At 52.9% G+C, this 18,230-nt stretch carries 14 protein-coding genes, 1 rRNA gene, 1 pseudogene and 1 riboswitch; of the genes and pseudogenes, 4 read left to right on the forward strand and 12 right to left on the reverse strand.

Annotation, left to right across the window (positions count from 1 at the left end; all coding sequences use genetic code 11):
* The 8 genes from M891_RS0120300 to M891_RS0120335 all read right to left on the reverse strand — a co-directional run.
* Positions 1 to 235: ribosomal RNA gene (locus tag M891_RS0120300) — 16S ribosomal RNA — on the reverse strand; the annotation flags it as partial.
* A 365-nt stretch (positions 236 to 600) separates the two neighbouring features.
* Positions 601 to 2,001: an NCS2 family permease gene (locus M891_RS0120305; RefSeq protein ID WP_016313507.1), complete on the reverse strand. Its 1,401-nt coding sequence runs from the start codon at positions 1,999 to 2,001 to the stop codon at positions 601 to 603.
* 52 nt (positions 2,002 to 2,053) lie between these two features.
* On the reverse strand, positions 2,054 to 2,206 hold the full coding sequence (locus tag M891_RS25440) for a hypothetical protein (protein WP_157268850.1): 153 nt from the start codon (positions 2,204 to 2,206) through the stop codon (positions 2,054 to 2,056).
* Positions 2,207 to 2,252: 46 nt separating this feature from the next.
* Positions 2,253 to 2,353, reverse strand: a riboswitch (purine riboswitch).
* 264 nt (positions 2,354 to 2,617) lie between these two features.
* On the reverse strand, positions 2,618 to 4,156 hold the full coding sequence (gene guaA / locus M891_RS0120315) for a glutamine-hydrolyzing GMP synthase (protein ID WP_009226961.1): 1,539 nt from the start codon (positions 4,154 to 4,156) through the stop codon (positions 2,618 to 2,620).
* Between the two features lie 78 nt (positions 4,157 to 4,234).
* Positions 4,235 to 6,643: a DUF4129 domain-containing transglutaminase family protein gene (locus M891_RS0120320; RefSeq protein ID WP_028540066.1), complete on the reverse strand. Its 2,409-nt coding sequence runs from the start codon at positions 6,641 to 6,643 to the stop codon at positions 4,235 to 4,237.
* Positions 6,630 to 7,868 carry a DUF58 domain-containing protein gene (locus M891_RS0120325; RefSeq protein WP_028540067.1) on the reverse strand — a complete coding sequence of 413 codons (1,239 nt, stop codon included), beginning with the start codon at positions 7,866 to 7,868 and terminating at the stop codon, positions 6,630 to 6,632. Before M891_RS0120325 ends, M891_RS0120320 begins: the two co-directional genes overlap by 14 nt.
* A complete protein-coding gene (locus M891_RS0120330; protein WP_028540068.1) occupies positions 7,865 to 8,833 on the reverse strand; it encodes an AAA family ATPase in 969 nt (322 codons plus the stop codon). Before M891_RS0120330 ends, M891_RS0120325 begins: the two co-directional genes overlap by 4 nt.
* Positions 8,834 to 8,964: 131 nt before the next feature.
* Positions 8,965 to 10,338: a polysaccharide deacetylase gene (locus tag M891_RS0120335; protein WP_028540069.1), complete on the reverse strand. Its 1,374-nt coding sequence runs from the start codon at positions 10,336 to 10,338 to the stop codon at positions 8,965 to 8,967.
* 175 nt (positions 10,339 to 10,513) lie between these two features.
* On the opposite strand from M891_RS0120335, the gene M891_RS24735 reads away from it, so the two are divergent.
* Positions 10,514 to 11,245, forward strand: a complete 732-nt coding sequence (locus tag M891_RS24735) for a stalk domain-containing protein (RefSeq protein ID WP_009226956.1) — start codon at positions 10,514 to 10,516, stop codon at positions 11,243 to 11,245.
* 76 nt (positions 11,246 to 11,321) lie between these two features.
* Here the strand turns inward: M891_RS24735 and bcp are convergent, their stop codons facing one another.
* On the reverse strand, positions 11,322 to 11,807 hold the full coding sequence (bcp, locus tag M891_RS0120345; RefSeq protein ID WP_016313514.1) for a thioredoxin-dependent thiol peroxidase: 486 nt from the start codon (positions 11,805 to 11,807) through the stop codon (positions 11,322 to 11,324).
* A 130-nt stretch (positions 11,808 to 11,937) separates the two neighbouring features.
* On the opposite strand from bcp, the gene M891_RS24275 reads away from it, so the two are divergent.
* Positions 11,938 to 13,032 carry an LCP family protein gene (locus tag M891_RS24275; RefSeq protein ID WP_036701231.1) on the forward strand — a complete coding sequence of 365 codons (1,095 nt, stop codon included), beginning with the start codon at positions 11,938 to 11,940 and terminating at the stop codon, positions 13,030 to 13,032.
* A gap of 311 nt (positions 13,033 to 13,343) precedes the next feature.
* Positions 13,344 to 14,657, forward strand: coding sequence for a glutamate-1-semialdehyde 2,1-aminomutase (locus tag M891_RS0120355; protein ID WP_028540070.1), 1,314 nt, complete (start codon positions 13,344 to 13,346; stop codon positions 14,655 to 14,657).
* 80 nt (positions 14,658 to 14,737) lie between these two features.
* On the opposite strand, the pseudogene M891_RS25925 reads toward M891_RS0120355, so the two are convergent.
* The 3 genes and pseudogenes from M891_RS25925 to M891_RS0120370 form a co-directional block, all read right to left on the reverse strand.
* A pseudogene (locus tag M891_RS25925) lies at positions 14,738 to 15,098 on the reverse strand (transposase); the annotation flags it as partial.
* A 255-nt stretch (positions 15,099 to 15,353) separates the two neighbouring features.
* Positions 15,354 to 15,962: a hypothetical protein gene (locus tag M891_RS0120365; protein ID WP_028540071.1), complete on the reverse strand. Its 609-nt coding sequence runs from the start codon at positions 15,960 to 15,962 to the stop codon at positions 15,354 to 15,356.
* Complete coding sequence (locus M891_RS0120370) at positions 15,919 to 16,668, reverse strand: hypothetical protein (RefSeq protein WP_028540072.1); 750 nt, start codon at positions 16,666 to 16,668, stop codon at positions 15,919 to 15,921. Before M891_RS0120370 ends, M891_RS0120365 begins: the two co-directional genes overlap by 44 nt.
* Positions 16,669 to 16,866: 198 nt before the next feature.
* On the opposite strand from M891_RS0120370, the gene M891_RS0120375 reads away from it, so the two are divergent.
* Positions 16,867 to 17,838, forward strand: coding sequence for a bile acid:sodium symporter family protein (locus M891_RS0120375; protein ID WP_028540073.1), 972 nt, complete (start codon positions 16,867 to 16,869; stop codon positions 17,836 to 17,838).
* Positions 17,839 to 18,230 lie beyond the last annotated feature (392 nt).

Here is an 18,230-nt window from a genome sequence, read left to right on the forward strand (position 1 = left end):
GTAAGTGACAGATTGCTCCGCCTTTCCCAAGTCCCTCATGCGAGAGACTTGCGTATCCGGTATTAGCTACCGTTTCCGGTAGTTATCCCAGTCTTACGGGCAGGTTGCCTACGTGTTACTCACCCGTCCGCCGCTAAGTTCATCAGGAGCAAGCTCCCGATAAACTCCGCTCGACTTGCATGTATTAGGCACGCCGCCAGCGTTCGTCCTGAGCCAGGATCAAACTCTCCAATAAAGTAGTGTTTGACTTGCTCATTTAGATAAACTGACGAGATTAAAAATCTCAGTTTAATTACTCACTCGTTGTTCATTTTTCAAAGATCAAATTCGTTATCGTCTTATCGGCGACAACTCTTATATTATATCAAGTAATTCGTTCGAATGCAAGAACTTTTTTCGACTGTCCGGTTCATGCATCGTCGTAATTACCTCGTCGCTGTGAGCGACTTTTATAATATATCAAACCTCTCAAACAAATACAAATGAAATACTTGGAAATTGCCCCCTGCACTCGAGAATCTACTATTATATAAATATATAAAAAAAGAAAACCTGCAATCCTCAAAGGGACTGCAGGCTTGAGAGGCCGTTAGCTCATCCTTAACCCTGGCTGCCAAGGAAAATGTAACGGAGAATGATCAGAACGAACAATACCCACATTAACCAGTGGATGTCGTATTTCTTTTTGCCAATCAGATTGGCCGCGAAGGCCAGCACCACATAGAACACGACACCAAACGAAATCCCGTTCGCAATATTGTAGGTGAACGGCATCATCGTTACCGTCAAGAACGCAGGGATAGCGATAACCATATCGGAGAAGTCGATCTCTTTGATCGATTGCACCATCAGAACACCAACGATGATCAAGGCTGCAGCCGTTGCAGCACCAGGGATCAAAGCGGCGATCGGAGCCAAGAACAAGGCCGCCAAGAAGCAAACCCCCGTCGTGAGGGCAGTCAACCCTGTACGTCCACCTTCTGCTACGCCAGCTGCACTTTCAACATAAGCCGTCGTCGTGGAAGTCCCCAGCAATGCACCGCCAGTAACAGCCGCTGCGTCAACCAGCATGGCTTTGCCGACGCGTTTTTTGCCTTCTTCTGGATCCTTCATGATTCCTGCACGAGAAGCTGTACCTACCAAAGTACCAAATGTATCAAACAATTCTACGAAAGTGAAAGTCGCAATCGCGGAAATAATACCTGTATGCAAAATACCGTCCCAGTCAAAGCGTGCAAAGTTAATTTGCGTGAAGTCTGGAACCCAAGGCGTTTGCGGATTGGACAAAGTACCGAAGTCCACTACCCCCATCAGCAAAGCGATAACCGTCGTTCCCAGGATCCCCAGCAAAATCGCGCCGCGAACGTTCAGCACCATCAAAACCCCGATCAGCAACAAACCAATCAAAGTAAGCTGTACGTCCGTGTTCTCCAGACTGCCTAAATGAATGACCGTTTCAAAGGAAAGTACATCGGTGAACGTATTCGCCGGAATATCGCTGCCAGCTTCAACGCCGATGGTCATCAGCCCGCTGTTTTTCAGACCGATAATCGTAATGAACAACCCGATCCCGACCGTAATTGCATGCTTCAACGAATCTGGAACGGCATCCAGCAGCATTTGACGAACTTTCGTTAAAGTCAACAGGATGAAGATCAACCCGGAAATGAATACAGCCGTTAAGCCCATTTCCCAAGTAAACGGATGATCCGTTGTCGCAGATGACAGAATGACGGACGCAAAATACGCGTTCAGACCCATCCCCGGCGCAAGCGCTACAGGAAAGTTAATGAAAAGGCCCATGGCAATCGTGAAAATCCCTGCGGACAGCGCCGTTGCCAAGAATACGGAGTACCAACCCATTTCGATCTGGCCAAACGCCGTCAACGTGTTCGGGTTCACCGTAAGGATGTAGGCCATCGCCATAAACGTGGTCAGGCCCGCCATAATTTCCGTACGTACCGTCGTACCGTTCTGTTTCAGTTTAAAAAACCGATCCATGATAAAATTACTCCCCCTTAAAAATTGACAATCCTGGTTCAAACAACTGGCATCACAGCACCACTTTGCCTGCATTCCCTTCGGAAAACGACAAAAAGCCCGAGGCGACATCCCTCGGGTTACCGTACATCCAGAAGAAACGATCGTTCGGATCAGTCAACAGCCCTAGGCTTTCGTTCAAAGCAAGCTTTCGCAGCAGGAGCATTCATCCGAGCAACATCCCCGAACTTTCCCCAACTCGCTCCAACGATACGTTCGTTTCTTCCTTTCGTAGCCAGATCATTTACGGTGACCTCGTAGAGACTTCCGGGCCAATTCCCGGAATTATACGAAAAGAACTATGCGGTTTTGTCGATATCCAGACAAGCCATGTCAGCAAGGCTTATTACATGATTTATTCTAGGCGGAGGGTCCTAAAATGTCAACAGAAAAAACGAATATTTGATTCAATTCGTGATATTATTGTTCGTAATTTGAATTATTCGTGAAAATTTACACTGATTTCAAAGTAATCAAGAGACCCAAAGCAACAGATACAACAATAAATTAACTAAAAATGCTCTCCTTTATTTGCCTGAACCGGCATCCAAAGGAGAGCATTTGAGAATTTGATAACCTATTCCCATTCAATCGTGGCCGGCGGCTTCGACGTAATGTCGTACACGACGCGGTTCACGTTCTCGACTTCGTTAACGATCCGTACAGAGATCTTCTCCAGCACGTCCCACGGGATACGCGCCCAGTCGGCGGTCATGCCGTCGATGGACGTCACCGCGCGGATACCTACGGTGTAGGAGTAAGTACGAGCGTCGCCCATGACCCCTACGCTGCGCATGTTCGGCAATGCCGTAAAGTATTGCCAAATCTCGCGATCCAGCCCCGCCTTGGCAATTTCTTCGCGCAGGATGTAATCGGAATCCCGAACGATTTGCAATTTCTCTTCCGTCACTTCGCCCAAGACGCGAATCGCAAGTCCCGGTCCCGGGAACGGTTGTCTCCACACGATTTCCCGCGGCAGCCCTAATTCTTCGCCAACCTTGCGCACTTCGTCTTTGAACAACGTTTTCAGCGGTTCAATCAGCTTGAACTTCATATCTTCCGGCAGCCCGCCCACGTTATGGTGGGACTTAATCGTTTGAGCCGTTGCCGTGCCGCTCTCGACAATGTCGGTATACAACGTCCCCTGCGCCAGGTAAGTAAAGTCATCGAACTTCGCCGACTCTTCGTCGAACACGTAAATAAACTCGTTACCGATGATTTTGCGCTTCTGTTCCGGATCATCCACGCCGGCCAGCTTCGAGAGGAAACGCTCGCGCGCATCGATCTTGACGACCTTCATATCGAACTTGCCCACGAAGGTCTCCATGACGCTCTCCGCTTCGCCTTTGCGCAGCAGACCGTGATCGATAAACATACAGGTTAACTGATCACCAATTGCTTTATGAATCAGCATAGCCACCACTGAGGAGTCTACACCGCCGCTCAACGCACAAAGCACTTTGCCGTCGCCGACTTGAGTGCGAATATCACGTACCGCGTCTTCAATAAACGTCTCCATGCTCCAGTTGCCTTCGCAGCCGCAGATGTCATAAAGGAAATTGCGGATCATTTCATTCCCATGTACAGAATGCCGCACTTCAGGATGGAATTGCACACCGTACATCTTCCGGTCCGGATTGGCAAATCCGGCGATCGGCGCATGCTCTGTTGATGCATCAACCACGAAGCCGTCCGGAAGCTGGGTCACATGGTCCCCGTGGCTCATCCATACGGTCTGCTTCGAATCCAGACCGCGAGTTAGGGCCGAATGTTCGGCAAAATCCACGTCCGCTTTGCCGTACTCGCGTTTTGCCGCCCGTTCAACCTTACCGCCAAGCTGGTGAGCCATCAACTGCATCCCATAACAGATGCCGAAGATCGGCACACCGATGTCGTACACGGCCGGGTCAATGTGTGGGGCATCCTCCGCATAAACGCTGGATGGCCCCCCCGAAAATACGATGCCTTTCGGCGCGATTTCCCGCAGGCGTTCAACCGGCGTATTATACGGCAGCAATTCGCTGTATACGCCTAAGTCGCGGATTCTTCTTGCGATTAACTGATTGTATTGTCCTCCGAAGTCAAGGACCACAATCATTTCATTTGGCTTATTCATGACCGAGCCTCCCTCAAATTATGACACCTATTATACGAAACGACAAAAGAGGTCGTCAAGGAAGCCCAAGCGCCAATTTCAGCCTCGGCGAGAGGCCAACTTCCGGCATTGTTCAAGGAATTTCACACTTTCCTGTCGATCCGGTCGCAAGCCTCCGTAGTAGATCTTTTCCCAGGTCCGTACGAACTGCTCCGCACACTCCGATTGCGCCTGATCTTCGCTGAACGCGACCTGAATATATTCCCGGGCTGTCATGGACGCGGGCTTGGGACCATGCAGCAATGCCAACTCGCGCCAAACCCGATCCGCTGAAGCAAGCAACTCGCGGCGTCCAGGAAACGTGCTCCCTGGCCGCAATCGTCCGAAGGCAAGCAGCAGTAAGTATCCGCGCAGCCTCAGTTCTCGTGCGAACAGTAAGGCGAAACCAGCAGTTAAAGCCAAAACGGTCCAATCAAACGGGCGCAGCCGCGGGGTCATACGGGTAAGTTTTTCGTAAGCCAATTCAGTAAGTCTCGGTTGCAGGTGCTTAGCCACTTCAACAGCTTTGGCTAACCACGGAAAAGCCGCTACCGTATCTGCTTCACCTAATCTATAATCCGCTAAGGTGCTGACGCTCAAGGCGATGGACTCGCCAAACCCTGGCGTCGGATCAAAGGCAATCCAACCCGTTTCGGGAAAATAAACCTCGACCCACGAATGCGCATCCGCATAGGCTACGGTATATCGGTGCATCTCTGCCGAGCTGGAGCCTGTACCGCTTGCTAGTGAAACGGCCTCCCCCCTGCTCCCCGTTCCTCCGGAAGTCGAAGCTGCAGACGGCGCAGGGTCCCCGGGCGCGAAGCCTTTGACCCAACGAGCCGGAATTCCGCCGCTGCGCAGCAGAATGACCATCGCCGTCGAGAAGTGATCGCAATAGCCGATGCGGTCGACGAACAGGAAGTGGTCAACGAAATCGGCCCCTTCCGGCGGCTGCCGGGAATCCAAGCTGTAAGTATAGCGATGCTCTAAGTAGCTCTCGACCGCGGCTGCCGCATCATAGCGGTTGCTCTCTCCGGCGACAAGCCGCTCGCCCAGCTTCCGCACCCGCTCCGGCAGTGCATCCGGCAGCTGCAGAAAGCGGTCACGGACCTCTGCCGGGTCCGGCCCCTCTTCGTGGCGCAGCATGTCTGCAGACGCTGTTGACACCGCCGACGTCAGCTCATAGCTGTAAATGCGCTCCGCCGGAGCAGCATAGTCAACGATCAAGGCATCGGCCCAAGCGTCGAACCTAGGTTCAATCTCCACCGGTTCTTCCCCGTCACCAGCGATGATCCGTTCCGCCTGGACCGGAAGCCCGCCGGACAGCAAGGCGACCCTTCCCGTTAACGGGGCTTCAAACGTCACCGTTTGGCGGATCAGCTTGCGCCCGGTGTCGACCTGGGCTGCGGCTGGGATGGCCGCGTCTTCAGCCGCCTCGCCCGTCACACCGCCCGTACGCTCCGCCCCGGCGATCACCGGCGCGCTATCCCCGACCGGCTGAATCCAGCCCCGGCCGGTGTACACGCTTTTGCTCTCGCCGCGCCAGTACGTATTGTACGGGGACAACGCCGTAAAATATGGATCAAGGCGCAGGCGCAGCGGCCCGCCCAGCTTGGAGTCGTCCCGACCGTAGCCGGAGACGTTGACCGCCGCGGCCCGGCCCGCCGTGGCAGGCAACTCGGCTCCGCTCCACTCCGACAAGCTGCGGGCGACCTGCTCCCACGAGATCGCCCGCACCGGCTGCAGCGGCAGCAGCGAGCTGAGCAGCGCTGCGCCCGCCACGCAGGCGAGTACGACGACCCCGCCGGCGAGTCTCCCGGCTCCCCGGCTCGGTCCAGACTCGCCGCGATGGAACGCCGCCGCTTGCAGCGCGAGGCCCAACGCTGCCGAGCGGATGACGCCCAAATACAGCTCCAGGCCAACGGCCGCCTCCAGCGCGAGCAAGTAAATCACCGTGGCGGACAAGAAGAGCAAAATACTTTGGCGCGATAACGCCAGCATTTGTACGGAAACAACCAGCAACGTCCAACCGATCAACAGGAGCAAGGCCCGCGTCTCCATACTGATGGAGAACAGCCGCCCTGTATCCCAAAACACCTCCAAATCAGCAGAGACCGTATGGGCGTAGCCGATAAACCAGCCAATCCCCTCTCCTCTTCCGAACAGATACAACATGGCACCGGCGATAAGCAGCGGCGGCACCGGTGCATACAGGACAGATGGCAGCCGCAGGCAGCCAATGAGCAGCAAAGCACCTGTGAGAACGAAAAACAGCGGAAGCAGTTCCGTCTGCCTTTCGGGAATCATCGCGTGCAGCGGATACAACCATTCCCCAAATAAAGCAAACAACAACAGCGTGATTAAGATCCGCAGGCCGATGGAAGGCGCTGAATGTCCGCTGCGTCGGGAGGATGTCATCCGTGCCGACAGACCGCTGGTAGGGATCACTGACGCTTTAGGCGCTGACATGCTTGATCGCCCCTTTCTGCGGAGTTTTCGTCCGATACAGCGTCAGATCCAGCACCGTGACGCCCCTCTCCCGCAGTCGGGCAACCAGCCGCCCCAGATCCGATCCGCCAAGTCCGCCGGCACACCAAACTTCCGTGGCCACGCCCAGCTCAGCCAAATGCAGCACATCGCCCGCTAATTCAGGCGTCAGCTTGCCGGTGATGACGGTGAGGCTTTGCCCTTGGGAGAACACCTCGGACCAATCCCGGCGCAATATTTCACCCGCAGACAAACCGTTCCCCAAGCGGAGGCCGGCAAGCTGCTCCAGACCGCTCATCAAGCCATCGCGACCGTTCACCTGGCAAGCGCCGTCCATCCCGCCATAGCTGAACCGAAGCTCATCGGCCCCAGAATCGCCGCCTGCTTCGCGCGTTAGCCACGTTGCGGCTGCCGACACCGCCAGCTCGAAGCTGGCGGAGGAAACATAATCGCCGTCACGCGTGCTCAGCAGCAAATAACGCGGCATCACCCCCTGCTCTTCGGGAATGCGGGAGAGCAGCTCGCCCTTTTTCGCCGAGTATTTCCAGTGGATTCGCCGCAACGGGTCCCCTTCAACATAAGGTCTTAACCGGCCCGGTGCTGGAGAGGATGCGACCAACTGAGGTTGCCATGCTCCGCCGCCCTCTTGCTCCGCCCGTACCTCTGCCTTCGGGGGATTTCCTGCCAGCGGCAACGGATGAACGACCATCACCTCTGGGGAGGCCGCAAGTCGGCTCCGCTTGAACCAGCCAAACGGATCGCCCCAGGTCAGCTTGACGGACGCTTGCTTATAGACGCCCCGGGGTAAGCCCTGAATCGTATAAGTCATCCGGTAGTCCCGGCGAAATCCGGTAAAAAACAAACTACCGCCCCGGCTCCCCGGGCGGTTCTTCCCATTTTCTGAACCCACGGTGTCACCTGCCAGTTGGTCCTCGATCTGCAGCCAAACCGGCGGCAAACCTCCCTCACAGCGGACCGATAACGTGACCGTGACCGGTTCGCCGGCAACCGGATAGACCGGCTGCCAAGCGCGCTCCACCTTAAAGCGCTTTGGGCCAAACGCTTGGACCAAGATGCCCTGCAGCATCATGAATCCGACCAGCAGCAGCAAGAATAAAGACGACACCCCGCCGCGCCAAGCATACCAACCTCCCAAAGCGCCGGCGAAGGCGACGGCGATCAGCCACGCCCATCCTGCGTGCTTCATGATGAAGCCCCCGCTCTCCGTGCAAAAATCGGCACATCCACCTTAGACAACACCTCTGATAGCGCCTGCTCGCCGCTGACTCCGTCAAGCTTCGCTTCCGTTCGCAACACGATCCGGTGCGTGAGCACAGCGGGCGCGACCGCCTTGACATCGTCCGGCGTGACGAAGGAGCGTCCTCGGTAATACGCCATCGCCTGCGCCGCCCCCATCCAAGCGAGCGTTGCGCGCGGGCTGAAGCCCAGTGCGATTTGCGGATGCCGCCGGGAGACGTCCGCAGCGCCAACCATATAGCGCTTGATGACGTCGTCCACAAATACGCTGCGCACCTGACGCTGCATCAGGGCAATTTCCTCCGGTAACAGCACCGGCTTCAGATCGGCAAGATCAGGCGGATCTTGCATTCTCCCGAGTAAATCCACCTCCTGCTCCGGATTCGGGTACCCGAGCGTCAGCCGCATCAGAAAGCGATCCAACTGCGCCTCCGGCAAGCGATAGGTTCCTTCGTATTCCAGCGGATTTTGCGTCGCCAGCAGCAAGAACGGCTTCGGCAAAGCCCGCGTCTCTCCGTCAATCGTCACTTTCCGTTCTTCCATCGCTTCCAGTAAGGCCGACTGGGTTCGCGGCGCTGCCCGATTGATCTCATCGGCCAATACAACATGGGCGAACACCGGCCCTGGCCGAAACTCAAACTGACCGCTCTGCGCATGGTATACCGTTACGCCGGTGACATCGGACGGCAGCAGGTCCGACGTGAACTGAATGCGGCCAAACGTCCCGCCGATGCAGGCAGCTAACGTACGGACCAGCATCGTTTTCCCCACTCCGGGTACATCCTCCAGCAAAATATGACCGCCGCTCAGCATCGCCACTACCGCGAGCTCGATCTCCGCTTTTTTTCCAACGATCACCCGATCCACCTTGTGGACGAGCCGCTCCAGCAACGTCTGTGCTTGATCGTGATTCATCCTGACTTCCCCTCCATTTCTATAAACCATGGCCGTAATCTATCAACCAGTATCTCCAGAAACTAGTGGAAATAGACATGGAAGAAAGAGAGAGAAAGTTAAGCGTTTGTCCCAAGAATCTATCAAAACAACTAGATTGCCGAGACCCGTCGCTCCCCAGCAGTTGAAACAACTCCGACAATCGGATGACCTAATGCCTCCAAGAGCGGACGCAGCGGAATCCATAACGCCTGAGCCTTGCGCTCAAACGTCACTTCCCATTCCACATTGGTTCCGTCTTGCCGTACAGCCGTCAGCACCCCGCGCCGGGTATCTGCCACAATGTAGGCGTCCCCCCAGTTGATGAAGGCGCTTTGCGTAGCCTCGCTCCAATACACTTCTGCCCCTAACCGCTCCATCATTAAACGGACAGGTGCCACATACTGACCGTCACGCAACTCGTATTCCCCGGGCTCAAGGCGCGTTTGCAACCCGCCAGCCTCTACGGTAAGCGGCAGCTCCGGTTCAAACAAAGCCGCATTCGGAACGACGTTGGACGCGATCCATTCGGCGGAAGGCGCGGGACGGTTCTTTTTCTTGCTTATGGAAGGGTCCAGCGAAAATTGTACGGGCTGTTGCTCCGCAGATAAGGTGCCAAACTCGTAACCTAGTTTTTTATAGTAATGAATAATTTCCGGCAGCGCCTTAACCGTCTGTTCATGACCTCCTCCGTCATGCATCAACACAATGATTTGATCCTGCAGCTTCGTGTTCTTGACGTTGGCTATAATCTCGCTGGCCGGAACGCCTCTACGCTTGGAATCCCCGCTGTCTACATTCCAGTCAAACACTTTATACCCGCCCTGCTCCATCAGGTTGAAATACGTCTTGTCAAAATGACCATATGTCCCGCCCGGCGCGCGTACCAGCGGTGTACGTGTTCCCGTAATCTCCCGCAGCACCTCTTCCGTCGCCTTGACCTGCTTCCAGAAATGGCCGAAGCTGTCGTACAGTGCGTCATAATCATGGTTATACGTATGATTCCCGAGGACATGGCCGCCGTCTACGATGCGCCGGATCATCTCCGGGTAGCGCTTGGCTTGCTGCCCCAATACGAAGAAGGTCGCGGGCACCTCCTCTTCCCGCAATATCTCCAGCACTTGATCTGTATGCGGGCTTGGCCCGTCGTCAAACGTTAAATAAACCGTCTTGCCTTGCTTGTCTTGGTTGTTCGCTTGCGGCGTTTCAGACTTCTTCGCCTGAGATGCCGCTAGAGCCGCCGATGTGCCAGCCGAGCCAACGGCCGACGTATGGACAGGTTGCACCTTCTCAGCGGCAGGTGCAGCGAGATTTACTGTATGCGTCGCGGATTCCCCCGCGGCTTGTTCTTTCATCGCCAGGGCTTTGACTTCAGGCATGCCCTTGTGCTGGAAGCCAAGCGGCGTGCAGATTGCCGCAATCAGTACTACCGTAAGCAGTAGCAAACGTACCAGCATTTGTCCGGATAACTTTTTTGGTTGTTTCATCGACCTTCTACCTCCGCACTAGGATCAATTTCTTTTCTATGAATCCTTTAGCTTTCTGGTAGATTGTATGAAGGTAGAGATGAAGATAGACGTCATTCGAGAAAATATTGCCGAACCCCCGCCGGCGCAGATATAATATGTTGCAAAACTATCCAAAGGAAGGTGTAATTGCAACATGAAGAATTCAAAATCTAAATTCATTGCCGGCTTCGTTGCAGGCTCCCTTCTATTCGGAGCAACAGGAGTTTATGCCGGCAGCAGCGGAAAGCTGATCGAAGTGTTTTACAACGTCAAAGGGATTACCGTCAACAAAACAGCTCAAAAGTTGAGTGAGGATAACAAACCGTTCCTCTATAACGGGACGACATACGTACCTCTTCGGTTTGTTGCTGAAGCGCTGAAGCTCCCGGTGAAATGGGACGCCTCCACGCAAACCGTATACATAGGCGAGACAGAGGGGAAAACGGATATTTATCCAGAACGCGATATCCAGCATTCGAATGCGCAGACCGCATACTGGAGCAGATATGAATACGTATACAATGCGAACGAACCGATTGAAGATAACTTGGGGAACACGTATACCAGCTTCCTGCGCTTTGAGTTCCCTAGAAATGATAACGGCTCAGACAGTCGCTGGGTCCATATTCAATTTCCGCTTAACGGACAAGCCAAAAAGGTGGTCGGCAAAGTGGGGTTGACCGGAAAATATAGAGATTCTGGGGCTTCGGTGACGCTGCGGATCCTGGTCGATGATCGTGAAGCTTACTCAGAAACTTTCAAACCGGGAGACTTCCCTAAGGATTTAGCGCTTGACGTCGCTCATGCAGCGAAAGTCGAGTTCCGTGCAACAGCCGATCAGGAGAACATCGAACTAGGCCTTTTTGATCTACATTTTGAAAAATAAGTAAAGTTAAACGCCTCATCCCACTTTAACGTTAGGATGAGGCGTTTTGATCAACTCTCTGGCGAAGACACCTATTTTATTGGCCGGCTTCTCGCAGTGCCTCCAACACTTGTTCCGCGTGCCCTTTGACTCGAACCCCGCGCCATTCACGGAGCAGCTTCCCCTCCTCGTCGATGAGGAACGTCGAACGGACGATGCCTTCGTATTCGCGGCCGTACATTTTTTTCAGCTGCCATACGCCAAACATTCGGCACACCTCATGAGACTCGTCCGATAAGAGCGGGAAATTCAGCCCTTGCTTCCCGGCGAACCTGGCGTGAGATTTCACCGAATCCCCGCTGATGCCCAGCACCACCGCCCCATATTCACCGTACACCTCAGCAAGATCACGAAAATCGCAAGCCTCCTGAGTACAAGCCGGGGTAGCATCTTTGGGATAAAAATAAAGAACGACCTTCCGGCCGCGAAATTGCGATAACGAGATTTCCTCCCCGCTGTCAGCGGGCAGTCGAAAATCCGGAACAGGCTGACCGATTTGCACTTGTTGCGTTTGTTCCGACATGCTCCTTCCTCCTCTGGCCTCTCCAACCCTGAAATTGATTGTATTTACAAAAGAAATTATAATGGAAAGACATGTAGTATATCTATAATAGAAACCGAATTTATCGCATGCCTTGAAAGGAACGAACCCAATGACGAAACGCACAAAACGGGCGATTCTCTGGTCTGTGATCGGAGTGGTTGTCGCTCTCGCCGGCTTTGCAGCCTACTATTTTACGGCCCTCTATAACCAAGTCGACAATTTTCAAAAAGAAGGAGAACAGTCTCCTTTCTATAACGTGCAACCAACCGAAACGAAAGTGCCGGAACCGCCCAAATGGGAAGGCAAGGATCGCGTCAACATCTTGCTGATGGGCGTCGATGCGCGCGGTTTGAAGAAAGGGGAAATTCCTCGTTCCGACACCATGCTGGTCGCTTCCCTGGACCCTGTGAGCAAGAAGGCCTACCTCTTCTCGATTTTGCGCGACACATACACGCAGATTCCAGAGCACGGTTCCGATCGGATCAACACGGCGATTACGCACGGACCGAATACAGCGATGCAAGCCGTCTCCGATCTGCTGGGCATCCCGATACAATATTATGTGTATACCGACTTTCAAGGATTCATTGAGTTGGTGGATGCGGTCGGCGGGGTTGATTTCTATGTGGAAAAAGATATGCACTACACCAGCAAGGCGGATAATCATGAATACGACATCGATCTAAAAAAAGGACAGCAGCACTTAGATGGCAAAACGGCGCTGCAATACGTCCGCTTCCGGCACGACGCTCTGTCTGACTACACCCGGACCGAGCGGCAGCGCAATTTCCTGAAGGCAGTGGCGGATAAGCTGAAGTCGACGACTTCCATTATGAAGCTGCCTTCGATTCTGGAGAAAATCAATCCTTACATCGACACGAACTTGTCGGTTCAGGATATGTGGAAGCTGGCTACTGTCGGGTATGACGCAGAAATGGTCGCCAGCGAGCAGATTCCGCCGATGGAACTGCTGGTGGAGAAAACCGTTGGCGGCTCGTCCGTCCTTGGCGTTCGCAGCGAGGAGGATTTAAAGCAATACGTGCAGGATGTATTTAATAAAGCGGAGGAAAGCGGGACGGACAGTGGCAACGATGCTGACGGTGCCGAGGACAACGGCGGCAGCAACGACGACAGCGGCAGCTCGGGCCGTACCGGGGCGAACGCAGGCAGCAGCGGCGTGAACCTGGAGGCGGCCAGCCCTTGAGGTGGGGTAGCCCTGGGAGCCCCGGGTGCCTCGGAAGCCCCACCACCACCGCCACGAGATGTAAAAGTGCAGTTCATTTTGGCTAAAAACCGCTCTTTTTGGCCTGTCAAATGTAAAAGTACAGTTCATTTCCGCTGAAAAGTCGTTTTTGAGGACATATCCTGCTACGTGAGATGCACTTTTGCAGCTAATCGCACAAAAAAGCCGGTTTTCCAGACAAATTAAATGTACTTTTGCAGTTGAATTGCCGGATCGCCGGCGCATCAACTAGTTCACACCAGTTATTCAATTCAGAAAGGAAGTTTATAGAGATGAATCGATCGCAATCCGAACGATTGTATGAAGAAGCGTTGCAGCATATTGTAGGCGGCGTCAACAGCCCCTCCCGCTCGTTTAAGGCGGTTGGCGGCGGGGCGCCTGTTTTTATGAAAAAAGCTGAGGGCGCGTATTTTTGGGACGTGGACGGCAATCGCTACGTCGATTATTTGGCGGCTTACGGGCCGATCATTACCGGACATGCCCACCCGCATGTGACGAAGGCCATTCAAGAGGCAGCCGCAAACGGCACGTTGTACGGGACCCCAACCGAGCTGGAGATCCGCTTGGCCCGAATGCTCAAAGAAGCGATCCCTTCGATGGACAAAGTACGCTTTGTCAACTCCGGCACGGAAGCGGTCATGACGACGATCCGCGTCGCGCGGGCGTATACGAAGCGCAACAAAATCATCAAATTTGCCGGGTGTTACCACGGCCATTCCGATCTCGTGCTCGTGGCCGCCGGCTCCGGCCCGTCCACGCTGGGCATCCCTGACAGCGCCGGCATCCCGACCAGCATCGCGCACGAGGTGATCACCGTGCCGTTTAACGATGCTTCGGCGCTGAAAGATGCGCTCGACAAGTGGGGCGACGACGTCGCCGCCGTTATGGTCGAGCCGATCGTTGGGAACTTCGGCATGGTGATGCCGAAGCCCGGGTTCTTGGAAGAGCTCTGCCGGCTCGCACGGCAGTACGGCGCCCTCGTCATTTACGACGAGGTCATTACGGCCTTCCGCTTTCACTACGGCTCGGCGCAAACGTACGCCGGCCTCTCCAACCACGAAGCGATCCGGCCGGACCTGACCGCCCTCGGCAAAATCATCGGCGGCGGGCTGCCGATCGGCGCGTACGGCGGCAGCAAAGAGATCATGGAGCAGGTGGCACCGCTGGGTCCGGCCTATCAGGCCGGGACGATGGCCGGCAACCCTGCTTCCATCTCCGCCGGCATCGCCTGCCTCGAGGTACTGCAGGGCGCCGGGGTCTACGAAGAGATGGACCGCCTCGCCGTGAAGCTGACCGACGGGCTGGCTGACTCGGCCCGCCGCCATGGAGTGCCGCTGACCATCAACCGGATTCGCGGCTCGTTCTCAACGCATTTCTGTGACCATCCGGTCACGAATTATACGGAGGCGCAAGACACTGACAGCGAAGCGTTCGCTGCCTTCTTCCGCGCCATGCTGAACCGCGGGGTCAACCTCGCCCCGTCGAAATTTGAAGCTTGGTTCCTGACCACGGCGCACACGGAAGCCGACATTGACTTCACATTAGAAGCCGCCGAAGCGGCGTTTAAGGAAATCGCTAAAAGATAATAGATAAATGCTATCCCAAAAGTAAACTTTTGAACATTCTCAGCAACAAGATAGGATGGTATTAGTAAAAAACCAAGGAGCTAAGCGAGAACAGACCGCTTAGCTCCTTGGTTTTTGGCGTCCACCGCTGCTTTCTTGAGCAGATTGTGGGCAAGGGAAAGCCACCCGACTTCAAAAGCTTACTTTTGGTAAGCCTCGAAGCAGGAATCGTTTGAAGCCCCGATTGTTTTTCATATCTCCGAACACAGGCTCCGGCTCAATCATCCGTCTGACGGCCAAAGCATAACCTTCTTCACTGCGAAGCTTCTGCCCGGCTTGATTTTTGAGCCGCAAATACTTCATGCTGACTTTGATCTCCCGATTTACTTGGGCCTTCGTACACTGCGGCTTCAGCGGACAGTCCTCACAACCGGCACTGCGGTAATGCCGGTACTCGATTTCGCATATGGTCTTCTTTCATGCGCATGAACGTGGCGTCGTGATCTGTTTGCTGTAGCTGTTTCGCTTGCCTAAAATCTCTCCATGCGTCTCGTACTTCTGGAGTCGTGGCAAAGAAACCTCTCCTTTGGGTTTATGGTTGAGTGGTACCTCCATTTTACTACTAAAGAGTGGTTTCTTTTTGTTTGACGAAATGAAAAGAGGGCGTCCCAAAAGTCATCATAGATGACTTTTGGGACGCCCTCTTTCATATCTGTGTTATGGCTTATAAGTTTGTAAGTAGGAGGCGACGGCTTGGACTGTTTGTTGCATATTCGTAAAATTCAAGTCACCTTCCGGCGACACCTGGGTTACTTTAACTATAATATTGTTGTATGAAATCATGCATTCATCATACTTGTGCAAGAAGTTTTGCTCTCTGTAAGTATCCGTTTGTTTTGTGGGCCAAAAAATCATATCTTTACCTAGCGAAGCATTTAAATAAATCAAGTCAATTATCGTAATGATATGATTTTCATCTTGGTAATATATTCTTTCCTGCGTCTCGGTATCCGATTGTTCTCCATCCACCGTTAACACTGACCTTTTGCCCAACGAAAACTCCTTGTCAATAGCTACCAGATTTATATCATCTGTCTTTTCGATCATCTTAGATGAAGGTAATTCCAATTCAATAGCCATATTTTTAAACAAGGACCGATATTGTTCATATGAAATTAAACTTTTGTCAATCTCATTCGGGTGTGATGGTTGCTTGGAACAACCAAAAAGAATAAGGAAAGTTAGTAAAAACAATATTACTTTTTTTTTCTTACTCATAGTTTTATAGTTTGGTTTCTGAGTATTCAATGGTGACATCATTTTCATTCACAGCCCATCCCGATTCTCCAGTATAGTACATGCCAATCCACGAGGAGGAGCCTTTAGGGTATTTCTTCCACTCAGCCTGCCCTGCCCCATAACCGCCAGCCCGATATTTAGTATATGATGCTGAATATCCCGCAGGAATATTCTTAGGGCCTGCTTCGACGGTAGTACTTGAATAAGTAGTTTTGGAATAATTATAGGACCCCCCAAGTTTTGCATTGAGGCTAGCAAGAAATTTTACTTTAAACTCAGCTTCTGCTTCAATATTTGCTCCTACTTCCCATTTTGTGGTTACCGATTCCTGCTGAACATACTTCAATGGAAGCGTGCCAGTACTTCTATTTTCGACCGTCACTCTTGAAACAAAAAATCTCTTTTTATCGATTTTAGTACTATTTAATGTCCATCCGTTAAAGACGTATGTGTAATTAGAATCACTCCATGAGTTTGTTCCGATCCCACTTTCTTTATTCGGAACAATATATGGTACATATTTCTTTTTTCCCTCTAAATCAATTTCCCATGCTAGAGGAGTATCAAGCTGATATTGTTTTTGGCGTTCTAGTTCCTCTTTACTAGGGGTAGTACTAAAAACCCCAAAATCATCGTTTTCAGTTTCCAATAAATTGGCATTTGCGACAACTGGTGAAATGGAAGCAAACAATCCTAAGGTAAGTAATAATGTCAGTATCCTACTTTTTTTCATAAATCAATTCACTCCTTAACTATTAATAATGTCTTTGCCATTTGTTATTTTATCCCATTTTCTATTCTATGTAAATACAAAAATTCCAATATATTCAATTCCGTTGGTTTATACATTAATATTATTGAGCAAACATTTACGATTCTCCGCGAACGTTCTATACTACAAGAAGCTTATCAACCAAAGGATGTCGTGCCCATGCTGCAAACGCTGAACCGACAACTGAACAGATTAATGCCCTTAATTACGCCTACTAGCATAATGATCGGCGTCCTTTGCGGGAGTCGTCTTGCCTCCTATACCTACCTGTCTCCGTGGCTGTTTGCCTTCATGACCTTTGCCGGGAGCATTAGTCTCAGCTTCAAAGATTTCCTAAACGTGCTCAAAAAACCACTCCCCCTTGTGCTCTGCCTGTTCATCCTCCATCTGGCCATGCCGCTGGTCGCGATGGGAATGGGGCGTTTGGCGTTCCCCGGGGATTTTTATACGATTACCGGCTTTATTCTCGCCGCGGCGATTCCAACCGGAGTCAGCAGCTTTGTTTGGGTCAGCATCTACAAGGGCAATATTGCCTTGACCCTGTCGATCATCCTGATCGATACGCTCCTGGCCCCCTTTGTCGTTCCCGGCATCCTGTCGCTGCTGGTGGGCACCAGCGTCCGGCTTGACGCCGTGGCGATGATGACCAGCCTGTTCTGGATGATCGTTGTTCCGTCGCTGGTGGGCATGTTGCTGAACCAGTGGACCAAGGGCAAGGTGATCACCACCTGGGGGCCTTGGTTGAACCCGTTTTCGAAGATTGCCATGGCTTCGGTCGTGGCGATTAACGGCGCGGTGGTCGCCCCTTACCTGACCGATTTCAGCTTGCGGTTGCTGGGGTTCGCCGCCATCATCGTCCTGCTCGCGGCCATCGGCTACGCGCTTGGCTTTGGCTTGTCCCGGCTGATCGGCCTGAATGAAGCCGACAAAGTCGCGCTCGTCTTCAACGGCGGCATGCGCAACATCAGCGCCGGCGCCGTGCTGGCTGTCACCTACTTTCCCGCCCCGGTGGCTGTGCCGGTCGTGCTGGGCATGGTGTTCCAGCAGGTGATAGCCTCCCTCGTGGGCCTCGTACTCGGCCGACAAGCCCGCGCGCATCAGCCGACGGACAAAACGGCAACGTCAGCGTGATTTTGGGGAACTCGGGAGCACGTTTTCCACTCATGCGGCCCCTCTCCCCGCCTCCCGTCCCTTCTAACGGAACCAGATGACCTTATTGGTTCATTTCCCCACTAGCCTTGCACCAAACCTGACATGAGAAATTACAGAAAAATTGTTTGTAAAATATCCTAAATATGGTTGNTATTACTGGTATTCTTCTGGTTGCTCATAAAAAAATCTCCTATTGTTAAGGTGTAGGCATGTTACCCACTCCATAACAGAAGGAGACCATAGCATGGGTAACAATAACTCAAAATCAGTCATTTGTAAATGCCTAAATTTGCTGAATGTCGGAGAATACCGCGGCCTGCTTGCCGACCATCGCACTCGCAAACTTACAACCGGTAAAGCCATTCAGATTT

The organism is Paenibacillus sp. J14 (genome assembly GCF_000518465.1).
GTDB lineage: Bacteria > Bacillota > Bacilli > Paenibacillales > Paenibacillaceae > Fontibacillus > Fontibacillus barengoltzii.

Bases quoted from the DNA above. Each gene is read 5' to 3' on its own strand.
- M891_RS0120305 (WP_016313507.1), bottom strand. From the start codon at position 2,001: ATGGATCGGTTTTTTAAACTGAAACAGAACGGTACGACGGTACGTACG.
- M891_RS25440 (WP_157268850.1), bottom strand. From the start codon at position 2,206: ATGCTCCTGCTGCGAAAGCTTGCTTTGAACGAAAGCCTAGGGCTGTTG.
- guaA (WP_009226961.1), bottom strand. From the start codon at position 4,156: ATGAATAAGCCAAATGAAATGATTGTGGTCCTTGACTTCGGAGGACAA.
- M891_RS0120320 (WP_028540066.1), bottom strand. From the start codon at position 6,643: ATGTCAGCGCCTAAAGCGTCAGTGATCCCTACCAGCGGTCTGTCGGCA.
- M891_RS0120325 (WP_028540067.1), bottom strand. From the start codon at position 7,868: ATGAAGCACGCAGGATGGGCGTGGCTGATCGCCGTCGCCTTCGCCGGC.
- M891_RS0120330 (WP_028540068.1), bottom strand. From the start codon at position 8,833: ATGAATCACGATCAAGCACAGACGTTGCTGGAGCGGCTCGTCCACAAG.
- M891_RS0120335 (WP_028540069.1), bottom strand. From the start codon at position 10,338: ATGAAACAACCAAAAAAGTTATCCGGACAAATGCTGGTACGTTTGCTA.
- M891_RS24735 (WP_009226956.1), top strand. From the start codon at position 10,514: ATGAAGAATTCAAAATCTAAATTCATTGCCGGCTTCGTTGCAGGCTCC.
- bcp (WP_016313514.1), bottom strand. From the start codon at position 11,807: ATGTCGGAACAAACGCAACAAGTGCAAATCGGTCAGCCTGTTCCGGAT.
- M891_RS24275 (WP_036701231.1), top strand. From the start codon at position 11,938: ATGACGAAACGCACAAAACGGGCGATTCTCTGGTCTGTGATCGGAGTG.
- M891_RS0120355 (WP_028540070.1), top strand. From the start codon at position 13,344: ATGAATCGATCGCAATCCGAACGATTGTATGAAGAAGCGTTGCAGCAT.
- M891_RS0120365 (WP_028540071.1), bottom strand. From the start codon at position 15,962: ATGAAAATGATGTCACCATTGAATACTCAGAAACCAAACTATAAAACT.
- M891_RS0120370 (WP_028540072.1), bottom strand. From the start codon at position 16,668: ATGAAAAAAAGTAGGATACTGACATTATTACTTACCTTAGGATTGTTT.
- M891_RS0120375 (WP_028540073.1), top strand. From the start codon at position 16,867: ATGCTGCAAACGCTGAACCGACAACTGAACAGATTAATGCCCTTAATT.